The 10,920-nt window shown below is 38.9% G+C and carries 12 protein-coding genes; 6 read left to right on the forward strand and 6 right to left on the reverse strand.

All coding sequences use genetic code 11. The annotated features are described in order from the left end of the window. From GX437_06460 to GX437_06470, 3 genes are all read right to left on the reverse strand, one after another. The coding region (locus GX437_06460; GenBank protein ID NLJ07292.1) for an alanine dehydrogenase at positions 1–239 on the reverse strand (239 nt) is incomplete at its 3' end. A gap of 43 nt (positions 240–282) precedes the next feature. Continuing rightward, positions 283–687, reverse strand: a complete 405-nt coding sequence (gene tsaE, locus GX437_06465; protein NLJ07293.1) for a tRNA (adenosine(37)-N6)-threonylcarbamoyltransferase complex ATPase subunit type 1 TsaE — start codon at positions 685–687, stop codon at positions 283–285. Between the two features lie 4 nt (positions 688–691). Next, entirely contained in the window at positions 692–2,236 is a 1,545-nt protein-coding gene (locus GX437_06470; GenBank protein NLJ07294.1) for a PglZ domain-containing protein, read from the reverse strand. A gap of 64 nt (positions 2,237–2,300) precedes the next feature. Here GX437_06470 and GX437_06475 point away from each other — a divergent pair, with 64 nt between their 5' ends. The 5 genes from GX437_06475 to GX437_06495 are packed head-to-tail and all read left to right on the forward strand — an operon-like array spanning position 2,301 to position 7,637. Then, a complete protein-coding gene (locus GX437_06475) occupies positions 2,301–3,515 on the forward strand; it encodes an HD domain-containing protein (protein NLJ07295.1) in 1,215 nt (404 codons plus the stop codon). Positions 3,516–3,520: 5 nt separating this feature from the next. Further along, entirely contained in the window at positions 3,521–4,573 is a 1,053-nt protein-coding gene (lpxD, locus tag GX437_06480) for a UDP-3-O-(3-hydroxymyristoyl)glucosamine N-acyltransferase (protein NLJ07296.1), read from the forward strand. Between the two features lie 13 nt (positions 4,574–4,586). Continuing rightward, positions 4,587–5,993 carry a bifunctional UDP-3-O-[3-hydroxymyristoyl] N-acetylglucosamine deacetylase/3-hydroxyacyl-ACP dehydratase gene (locus GX437_06485; GenBank protein NLJ07297.1) on the forward strand — a complete coding sequence of 469 codons (1,407 nt, stop codon included), beginning with the start codon at positions 4,587–4,589 and terminating at the stop codon, positions 5,991–5,993. A 1-nt stretch (position 5,994) separates the two neighbouring features. Then, positions 5,995–6,777 (forward strand): acyl-ACP--UDP-N-acetylglucosamine O-acyltransferase, encoded by a 783-nt coding sequence (lpxA, locus tag GX437_06490; GenBank protein ID NLJ07298.1) that lies wholly within the window; start codon positions 5,995–5,997, stop codon positions 6,775–6,777. Between the two features lie 11 nt (positions 6,778–6,788). Then, positions 6,789–7,637 carry a beta-1,6-N-acetylglucosaminyltransferase gene (locus GX437_06495; protein ID NLJ07299.1) on the forward strand — a complete coding sequence of 283 codons (849 nt, stop codon included), beginning with the start codon at positions 6,789–6,791 and terminating at the stop codon, positions 7,635–7,637. An 89-nt stretch (positions 7,638–7,726) separates the two neighbouring features. Here the strand turns inward: GX437_06495 and GX437_06500 are convergent, their stop codons facing one another. Beyond that, a complete protein-coding gene (locus GX437_06500; GenBank protein ID NLJ07300.1) occupies positions 7,727–8,572 on the reverse strand; it encodes a hypothetical protein in 846 nt (281 codons plus the stop codon). An 84-nt stretch (positions 8,573–8,656) separates the two neighbouring features. Between GX437_06500 and GX437_06505 the strand changes: the two genes are divergently transcribed. After that, complete coding sequence (locus GX437_06505; protein NLJ07301.1) at positions 8,657–9,247, forward strand: flavodoxin family protein; 591 nt, start codon at positions 8,657–8,659, stop codon at positions 9,245–9,247. Positions 9,248–9,379: 132 nt separating this feature from the next. On the opposite strand, the gene GX437_06510 is transcribed toward GX437_06505, so the two are convergent. Further along, positions 9,380–10,504, reverse strand: a complete 1,125-nt coding sequence (locus tag GX437_06510; GenBank protein ID NLJ07302.1) for an ATP-binding protein — start codon at positions 10,502–10,504, stop codon at positions 9,380–9,382. A gap of 221 nt (positions 10,505–10,725) precedes the next feature. After that, positions 10,726–10,920, reverse strand: a 195-nt coding sequence (locus tag GX437_06515) for a glycosyltransferase family 2 protein (protein ID NLJ07303.1), incomplete at its 5' end; no start/stop codon positions are given.

Below are 10,920 nucleotides of genomic sequence, written 5' to 3' on the forward strand. Positions count from 1 at the left end.
TCAGAAAAATGAGAGGAATGTCCGGCATTTTGTTCTATCATTATTTTAAAACCATTGGCCGTAAGCATTTTAACGCCCTGAGGGGTAAGAGGAATTCTTTTTTCGTCCATGATGGATTCACGTGGAATTCCTATGGTGAGTCCCTGATCTTTTTTCTGAGATTTAAGCGGCATTTCAAGAGGTAAAACGCCTCCTTCTTCACTTATCTGAAAAAAATCATCCTTTTTTATTCTTTGCATGGCTGAAACATAAGATTTTTTAAGCCGTGAAGTTAAGTTTTTTTCACTTCCCGAGTTCAAAAATCCTTTTTTCTCCGTCAACCATTATTCTGACATTTAAAAAAGTATCAGGTATCAAACCTTCAATTTTTTCCGGCCACTCAATAAAAACATAGTCTTCGGAAAAAAATATCTCTTCATAGCCCAGTTCATAAACTTCCTCGGGTTTTCTAAGCCGGTAGAAATCAATATGATAGATTTTATACCGGCCTTCATATTCGTTGATCAGAGTAAAAGTTGGGCTTGTTACTTCACCTTCATATCCCAGCTGAAAACAAAGTTCTTTGATCAGTGTAGTTTTACCCGCACCAAGTTCTCCTGAAAAAGCAATTTTTTTCTGATTGAGAGCCAGAATCCGGGAAGCAATGAAAGGCAGGTCTTTCAGTTTATTACATTCAAATTTAATCATGGAATCAGTTTTCAAGAACAACGATGGGCACCATCATCTCTTCCATCGACACACCGCCATGCTGAAAAGTGTTTTCGTAGTAATTGGCAAAATAGTTATAGTTATTCTGGTAAATAAAATAATAGTCTTCTCTGGCAAAAATATAGCTGGAACTGATAGCAGGCTGAGGAAGCATGATGTCAGCAGGATTTTTAAAATAAAGTACTTCTTTCATTTCGAAGTCAAGGTTTTTTCCTTGTTTAAACCTCAGGTTGGTGGTGGTGTTTTTGTCACCTATCACACGGGATGGCCTTTTTACCCTGATTGAACCGTGGTCGGTGGTGATTACCAGATAGCATTTTTCTGAAGCTATTTTTTCAATGGTTTCATATAAAGGCGAATTTTTGAACCATGAATAGGTTAGTGAACGATATGCAGTTTCATCTTCGGCCAGTTCTTTCAACACTTCCATTTCTGTTCTGACATGTGAAAGCAGGTCGATAAAATTATAGATGATGATCCGCAGGTTGCCGTTCATGTTGTTTACCTGATCCGGTAGCCTTCTTCCTGCTTCGAGTGAAGTGATTTTCTGGTAATTGACACTGATATTTTTTCTGAGTTTACGGAGATATTCTATCAGAAATTTTTCTTCGTTCAGGTTTTTCGAGCCTTTTTCTTCATCAAAAACCCAGGAATTGGGATAGCTTTTTTCGATATCCAGTGGCATCATACCGGAGAAAATAGCATTTCGGGAATAATTGGTTGCTGTTGGTAAAATGCTGAAATACAAATCATCATCCAGAAGATGAAATTTGTCAGTCAGCAAAGGCTGAATGGTTTTCCATTGGTCGTACCTGAAGTTGTCAATGATAATGGTATAAACCGGACGTCCCTTTTCCGCCAGTGGTAATATTTTTCTGATCATCAGCTTGTTCGACATGAGTGGAGCAGAATCGGGATTTTTTATCCAGTTCTGATAATTTTTCGAGATAAATTTAAAGAAGTTTGCATTGGCTTCAGATTTTTGGGAATCTAAAATTTGCTTCAGATTGGTATCATTCGATTTTTCGAGTTCAAGTTCCCACCTGACCAGTTCACGATACAGTTTTTTCCATCCTTCGATATCAAGATTGTCGTTGATGGTCATCGATAACTCCCTGAAATCCTGCTGATAAAGTGAAGTTATTTTTTCACTGACCAGTTGTTTTTGTTCCGTATGTTTTTTTACAGTCAGCCAGAGTTGTTTGGGATTAACCGGTTTGATCAGATAATCAGAAATCTGGGAGCCGATGGCTTCGTTCATCACAGGCTCTTCTTCAATTTTAGTTACCATGACAACGGGTAATTCCGGCCTTATCTTTTTAATGGCCACAAGGGTATCAAGCCCGTTGATGCCCGGCATTTTTTCGTCCAGAAATACGATATGGTAAAAATTGTTTTCTATTTCTTCAATGGCATCATAACCATTGGTTACTGCAACTACTTCATAATCTTTTTGTTCAAGAAAAATAATGTGTGGTTTAAGTAAATCAATTTCATCATCTGCCCAAAGAATCTTAATTTTGCTCATGATTTTTAACTGTTTATGACGTTGTGCAAAGGTAAAAACTTAATTTTTAACAGTTTATTATCAGGTGAAAAAGATAATATTTATCAACGACCCGGTTGCCGGATTTATAAAAATTGATAATCCATTATTACTTGAAATTGTCAATCATCCGTATTTCCAGAGGCTCAGGCGTATCCGTCAGCTTGGCCTGACCGATCTGGTGTTCCCGGGCGCTTCACATACCCGTTTTCAACACACCCTGGGTGCTTTTCAACTGATGAATGATGTTTTGGGTATCCTGAAAATGAAAGGTGTAGATATCAGTGCTGAAGAAGAAACAGGTGTTCTTTATGCGGTTTTGCTTCACGACATTGGTCATGGCCCATTTTCTCATGCACTCGAAATGGAAATCGTTGAGAATGTCAGTCATGAAACAATTTCCAGGTTTTTTCTCAGGCACTTTAACCATCAGTTAGGAGGCCCGCTTCAAATTGCAGAAAAAATTTTCAACAACAGTTTCGGGAGGCCTTTTTTTCACAGCCTCGTTTCCGGACAACTCGATGTTGACCGCCTCGACTATCTCAGGAGAGACAGTTTTTATACCGGTGTACCTGAAGGTATGACTGGCTCCGAGCGACTGATTCGTATGATGAATGTAGCTGAAAACCAGTTGGTTGTTGAAAAAAAAGGTGTTTATACCGTTGAAAATTATCTGATTGCCCGTCAGTCGATGTACTGGCAGGTTTATCTTCACAAAGCTGTTATATCAGCCGAACAAATTCTGATTAAGATACTGAGAAGGGCTAAATGGCTTGCCCGTCAACAGCAAAATCTTTTTGCCAGCCCGGCTTTGTCTTTTTTCCTCTATAACGACATTTCTGCTGACGATTTTAACAATCCATCTGTTTTGGATAACTTTGCACTCCTTGAAGATAACGATATATTACTTGCAATTAAAGTTTGGATGAACCATAGTGATTTTATTCTTTCATATTTAAGCCGTAACCTGATTAACAGAAACATCCCAGCTATCGAAGTATCCGATAAACCTTTCAGCGAAGAAAGAATAAAATTTTATAAAACGTTGACGCAAGAGCATTTTCATACAGGTGAGGAAGAAAACGACTATTTTGTCTATTCCGATTCCATTCAAAACACCTTATATGATTTTGTCAACGAACCTATCAGAATCCTGAATCCGGATGGAACTGTCGTTCATTATCACTCACCGTTTCTGAATGCAGAAATTCCGGTGCAGAAATATTTTCTTTGTTACCCCAAGCAATTCAAAAAAATATAGCATTCATGCAGATTACCCTTAAAGAAATATGTGATATCACTGATGGTAAACTCAGTTCTTCTTTATATGAGTCGAGAAATATTTCCGGTATTGCTACCCTGGAGGAAGCCTGTGCTGATGATTTATCTTTCTATCATAACGCCAAATATCTTGACAAGCTTTACCAGACTCAGGCAGGAGTTGTTCTGGTACCTGAAAGCTTCAGAACAGATGATAGCCTGAACTTTATTCCCTTGTATGTTAAAAATGTTTACGAATCTCTTGTCTTGTTGCTCGAAAAATTCAGCTTTACTTCAGATCAGAAGACCGGAATAGAAGAGCCGGTATTTATCGGTAGTAATGCCACGATAGGAAAAGATTGTTATCTCGGGGCTTTCACCTATATCGGCAGCAACGCAAAAATCGGTGAACACGTTAAAATCTATCCCAACTGTTATATCGGAGAAAATGTTGAAATTGAGGACTATACGGTAGTTTATGCTGGTGTGAAGATTTACTCAAAAACAAAAATCGGTAAGAAATGTATTCTTCATTCCGGTTGCGTCATAGGCAGTGACGGCTTTGGACATGCACCCATGGAGGATGGAACTTTCAGAAAAATACCCCAGATAGGCAATGTGGTTATTCACGATAATGTTGAAATTGGTGCAAACACTACCATCGACAGGGCTACCCTTGAGTCAACCATCATCCGCTCAGGCGTCAAACTTGATAACCTTATTATGATTGCCCATAATGTGGAAATCGGGGAAAATACGGTCATTGCAGCGCAGAGTGGTATCAGCGGAAGTACAAAGTTGGGTAAAAACTGTATGATTGGTGGTCAGGTGGGCATTGTCGGGCATATTATGATCGCTGAAAAATCAAGGATAGGTGCCAAAAGCGGTGTTTCCAGGGCAATCAGCGAAGCCGATAAAGATTGGTTTGGTATTCCTGCTCTGCCACTTCATGATACGTTGAGAATACATGCTATTCTGAGAAAATTGCCTGACCTTTACCGGAAAATTAATTTGCAGGAAAAAGAAATTCAGGAACTTAAAAAACAACATAACTCATAACTTAATATCAATTATGGAAATCAAACAGAAGACAATCGGAAAGCAGGTCAGTTTATCAGGAACCGGCTTGCACACAGGAAAAAGGGTTGTATTGACGTTTCAGCCTGCTGCAGAAAATCATGGCATTAAATTCAGAAGGATTGATCTGAAAGAACAACCAGTTAGTGAAGCAGATGTTGATCTTGTTATTGATACATCCAGAGGAACCAAACTGGGGAAAAATGGCGTTGAAATTGGTACTGTTGAACATGTAATGGCTGCCATTGCAGGACTTGATATTGACAACCTGCTCATCGACCTTGACGGGCCTGAATGCCCGATAATGGACGGAAGTTCCATGCCTTTTGTCAAAGCGCTGCTCGATGCAGGGATTAAAGAGCAAAATGCTGAAAAAGTTTATTTTGAAATAAAATCGAACATCTATTTTTCAAATGAAGAGGCTAAAGTCGAGATGATTGCCATGCCGCTGGATGGCTTCAGAATGACTGTAATGATTGATTATAATTCCCCTATATTGGGTAGTCAGCATGCCAGCATTACCAATTTGCGGGAGTTTAAAACCGACATTGCCGCCAGCCGTACTTTTTGTCTGCTGAATGAAGTGGAAGAGCTTGTCAATCAAAACCTGATCAAAGGGGGAGATGTCAACAATGCCATTGTAATAGTTGATAAAGAGTTATCGGATGAGCAAATTGACAGACTTGCCAAAATATTTAATAAAGATCCCAAAACCCTGAAGGTACAGAAAGACGGGATTCTTAACAATGTTGAACTGCATGCACCCAACGAACCGGCACGCCATAAACTGCTTGATTTACTGGGAGATATGGCACTTATTGGTGTTCCTATAAAGGCTCAGGTCATGGCTGCCCGTCCGGGACATAAATGGAATATCGAATTTGCGAAAAAAATCAAAAAAGTCATTAAATCAGCACAGAAGGCCGATAAAGTGGGTTTGCCCAAATATGATCCTAACAAAAAGCCTGTTTTCAGTACAATTGAAATTGAAAATTTGCTGCCTCACCGCCATCCTTTTTTACTGGTTGATAAAATCATTGAAATTTCAGACCGTTTTATCACAGGAATTAAAAATGTAACCTATGATGAATATTTCTTCAAAGGCCATTTCCCCAAAAACCCTGTTATGCCGGGTGTTTTAATCATTGAAGCATTAGCCCAGACAGGCGGTGTTCTTGTTTTATGCGATAAGCCTGACCCTGAAAATTATTCCACCTATTTCCTTAAAATTGATAATGCCAAGTTTAAAGATAAGGTACTACCCGGTGATACCCTGATTTTACGGTGTGAAATGACTGCTCCCATCCGGAGGGGTGTCTGCATCATGAAAGGAGAAGCCTATGTCGGGGAAAAGCTGGTGGCTGAAGCAGAATTAATGGCTCAGATAGTTAAAAACAGTTAATATGCACCAACCCTTAGCTTATGTTCATCCGGGAGCTAAAATAGCTCAGAATGTGGTCATCGAACCGTTTGTGACCATTCACAACAACGTGCAGATCGATGAAGGAACCTGGATAGGCCCTCATGTAACTATTATGGAAGGAGCCATAATCGGTAAAAACTGTAAAATTTTTCCCGGGAGTGTGATTTCTGCTATTCCTCAGGACCTGAAATTCAATGGTGAAGACAGCAATGTGGTTATTGGCAACAATGTCGTTATCCGTGAATTCTGCACCATCAACAGAGGAACGGTTCAGTCGCGTCAAACTTTTATTGATGATAATTCCCTTGTTATGGCATATGTCCATCTTGCTCATGATTGCCATGTCGGGAAAAATGTCATCCTTGCCAATGCGGTCAATATTGCCGGACATGTAAATATTGGTGATTATGCTATTATTGGCGGCATGAGTGCCATCCATCAGTTTGTGAATATCGGGGCACATGTCATGGTATCGGGAGGCTCTCTGGTCAGAAAGGATATTCCTCCCTATACAAAAGCTGCCCGTGAACCATTGTCTTATGTGGGAATTAATTCCATCGGATTGAGAAGGAGAGGGTTTTCTTCAAAGAAAATCAATGAGATACAGGATATTTACAGGATACTTTACATTCGTGGATACAACACTTCTCAGGCATTGAGAATCATTGAAGCTGAATTTAAGGCTACGCCTGAACGTGATGAAATATTAAGCTTTATCCGTAATTCCGACCGCGGTATCATGAAAGGTTATAGCCGGAAATAATTTAACAAGACATGCGGATCGCCTATATTGTCATGGCTTATAAAGACCCTCAGCAAATTGACCGTCTTGTTAAGGCCATGAATCATGAGGCTATTGATTTTTACATTCATGTTGATGCCAAGTTTGATATAAAGCCATTTCTGTTTCTTAAGGAAAACAGGAATGTCTATTTTTTTAAGAAAAACCATGTAATTTACTGGGCAGCATGGAATTTTACCCGGACATTGCTGCTATGCATCCATGAAATAATACAGACCGGCATACCTTACGAGTTTGTCGCTTCCTTTTCAGGACAGGATTATCCGTTAAAAAGCAATGAACATATTGTTGATTATCACCTGAAAAACATTGGTTGTTCCTTTTTTTCCCTTGAAGAACATCATTCGGAGTGGTGGACTCATGCCATCAGCAGGGTCAAGAAATATCACCTGACCAATTACAATTTTAAGGGAAGGTATAAGCTTCAGGACATCATGAACAAGGTTTTGCCGGAACGTAATTTTCCCTTTTATCAGACACTTTATGGCGGGCCCAGAGCAACATGGTGGACCATGTCGTCTGATGCGGCCAGATATGTTTCTGAAAGGGTTTTATCTGACAAAAAGCTTCAACGTTTCTGCAATTTTACCTGGTGTCCTGATGAGTTTCTGATTCCAACCGTATTGATGAATTCTCCTTTTAAGGACTCAGTTATCAATGATAGCGGAAGATATATTGACTGGTCGTCAGGAGGGGCAAACCCAAAGATATTGACGACAGATGATTTCGATAACATTATAAATTCCGGAAAACTGTATGCCCGCAAGTTTGATGTATCCGTTGATTCTGAAATACTTGACCAGATTGATGCGGTGAGGTAGTTTTTTGTTTAAGGTGATGCCTGGCCATCCTTCTTTTATCTCAATCTGAAAAAGATGATTTTCCTGACATTTGCTCCCGTTGTGGCAAATTACTTATTGTAATCAGGGACAACAAATCCAAATTGATTTTTAAGTTCAGCGGCTGAAAAGTTTTCAATGGTAACTTTCTGCATGTAAATATTTGTCAAAGGCCTGTTGCTGGAATTTACCGGTTGTTGTGCTATGGTCTCCACTACATTCATCCCCGATACGACAATGCCAAATACCGTATAATTTTTATCCAGATAATGAACCCCGTTTGGATTCTGGACAATATAAAACTGGGAGCCATTCGACTTTTTTTCAGGATTCATACTGTCGGGAAGGCGGGCTGCACCAATAGCTCCGTTTACATGCGTCAGGCTGTCATGAAATTCGGCAGGGATATCATATCCCGGGCCACCAGTACCTGTTCCTGTTGGGTCTCCGCCCTGAATAACAAAATTTTTTACAACCCGGTGAAAAATCAGACTGTCGAAATATCCATTGCGAATGAGTTTTAAATAATTGGCCTTATGGCCGGGAGTTTCATTGTACAACCAGCAAAAGATATCACCAAAACTGGTTGAAATTTTCCAGATTTCATATTTTTCGGGCTCAGCAACGGTTACACTATACGTTTCTGTCCATGCAGAATCTTTGATAATACAGGTATATGTGCCTGCTTTTAATCCTGAAATATCTTCCGTTTTTGCTCCGTTCGACCATTCAAACAGGTAGGGAGGAGTTCCTCCTGTTACCTGAAGGTCAATACTCCCGTCATGTCCTCCTTTCCAGCTGACATTCACCACACTGTGGCTGATGGCCATTTTTGGCGGGTCAGGTGGTTCTTTACATTCAGAGAGAAATAAAATTGTTGCGAAGCCTGCTAAAATGATTGTTAAAAAATGCTTCATGGTTAAAATTTTAATGATATGAATGAACCTCTAAAATAATTACCAAACGCATATTGTGTTAAATTTGCGACCAAAAAAACAAATATGAAGGTAGTTGCATTCAATGGCAGTCCCCGTAAAGATGGCAATACACGCGTGCTGATTGAGGAAGTTTTTAAAGTCCTGCAGACTCATGGAATTGAAACAGAATTGATTCAGGTAGGCGGAACGAATATCAGAGGTTGCCAGGCATGTGAGAAATGCAGAAAAAATATTGATTTTCAATGCTCTATGAAAAATGACATTGGAAACGACTGTATCAGAAAAGCGCATGATGCTGATGCCATTATTTTTGGTTCTCCGACTTATTTCAGTGATGTAACAGCAGAGATGAAAGCCTTGCTCGACCGTCTTGGGTATGTCTCAAGGGCAAACGGTAATTTTCTGAACCGTAAAGTGGGGGCTTCGGTAGTGGCAGTGCGAAGGGGAGGCGCTACCCATGCTTTTGATACCATGAACCATACCATGCAGATTTGCGGGATGTTTATTGTCGGAGCTACCTACTGGAACATGGGTTACGGACGAGAAAAAGGTGAAGTACTGAACGATTCAGAAGGAATGAAAAACATGAAAGCATTGGGAGAAAACATGGCCTGGCTCCTTGAACGCATTCATTCCGAAGAGAAAGACAATTAATAAATGGCTGAAGGATAACATTTCCCTTCTTGCTAATCGCCAGATATTATATTTTTTTTCGATTTGAATCGCTGAATATTATAATTTTTTAATACAGTCAACAGACGTCAGCGAAAAATGAGAGAGTGGTTTTCAGATCAGAAAGTCATTAATATTGGCAGGTGTAATTATTTTAAAATTACAATCAGGATAAGCACTGAGAAAAGTCCTTGGAATTTTTGCCTTTTTATGTGGGTTTAATTTAAATTCAAAGGCATTTAAATGACCGTCTTTTTCTTCAATATAATCAATCTCCTGTTGCTGAACCGTACGCCAGAAAAAAGAGTTTACATCCAGATTATGATAAATTTTAAACTTTTGTCTTTCCGAAATAAGAAAATTTTCCCACAAAGCTCCGGCATCGGACCGGGCATCCATCGGTAAAAAGTTTCCGATTATTGTATTTCTGATTCCATTATCGTAAAAATAGATTTTTTTACCTTTCTTAATTTCATTTCTTGAATTTTTGCTAAATGCATTTAATCTGAAAATCAAATAAGCTTTTTCAAGTAAATCGATATATTTTTCAATAGTTCCTTTATCTGAATCCAGCAATTGTGCCAGTTCATTAAATGAAACTTCATTGCCTGTCTGCAAAGCCAAAGCTTTTAATATTTTTTCAAGTAATACGGGTTTTTTAAGCCCTTCCAGCTGAAGTAAATCCTTATATAAAAAACTTGAAGCAAGCGATTTTAATATCATTTGCTCATTTCCCTGGTTTTGAATTACATCCGGATAGTAACCGTAAATAAGGCGATGATTAAGCAGTTTTTTTTCTTCAAAAAAACCGTGATGCTTTGTCATTTCTTCAAAAGAAATGGGATGAAGAAAAAATTCAAATTTACGGCCCGTCATAGGTTCGTTAATTTTTCCGGAAAGGTCAAATGCAGATGAACCGGTTGCAATTAATTGAACATCTTTAAAATTATCGTGAATGATTTTTAACACCAGTCCCGCTTCGGGAATTCGTTGTGCTTCATCAATAACAATAATTTCATTATCAGCTATGTATGGCTTCAGCTTGCTGGAACTTACATCAGTCAGCAAAGATCTGACTTCTGCCTCGTCACCATTTAACATCAATGTTTTTTTACCGGTATCAGGAATTAACTGTTCAATAAGAGTGGTTTTACCGACCTGACGGGCTCCATAGATAATGATGGTTTTGCCTTTGAAAAGAAAATCTTTCAAAATATCTTCGAGAAGTCGCTTTATCATGATTGTTAAATTTTTTGCAAATATATGAGCTAAAATAAAAATCGCAAAATATTATATTTTTTTTCGATTTGAATCGCTGAATATTATATTTTTTAGTGATTTGTGGCTTGTTGTTAATGCAAATGTCCGAGCTGGTTATGGTTGATGGGTATAAGTTCGGTGTCCCGGAAATATACTGCCTATTGAAGCCTGCCTGTTGCCAGCTTAAAAAGGTAGTAATCTCAGCTTGCCCTTTTAGCCCTTTCCCACCTGACACTTTGTTTTTTAAGGATAAAACGTAAAAACCCGAGATAGACAGCATAATTCATGATGAAGAAATAGAAGGGGACAAAAAAACCGGGGATAGAGACATTTTTATTCCTGAACAGCCAGCCCGTAAATGCCAGCAAATAGAACAATACCTGACCGGCCAGCAA

The sequence above is a fragment of the Sphingobacteriales bacterium genome (assembly GCA_012517435.1).
Taxonomy (GTDB): Bacteria; Bacteroidota; Bacteroidia; order CAILMK01; family JAAYUY01; genus JAAYUY01.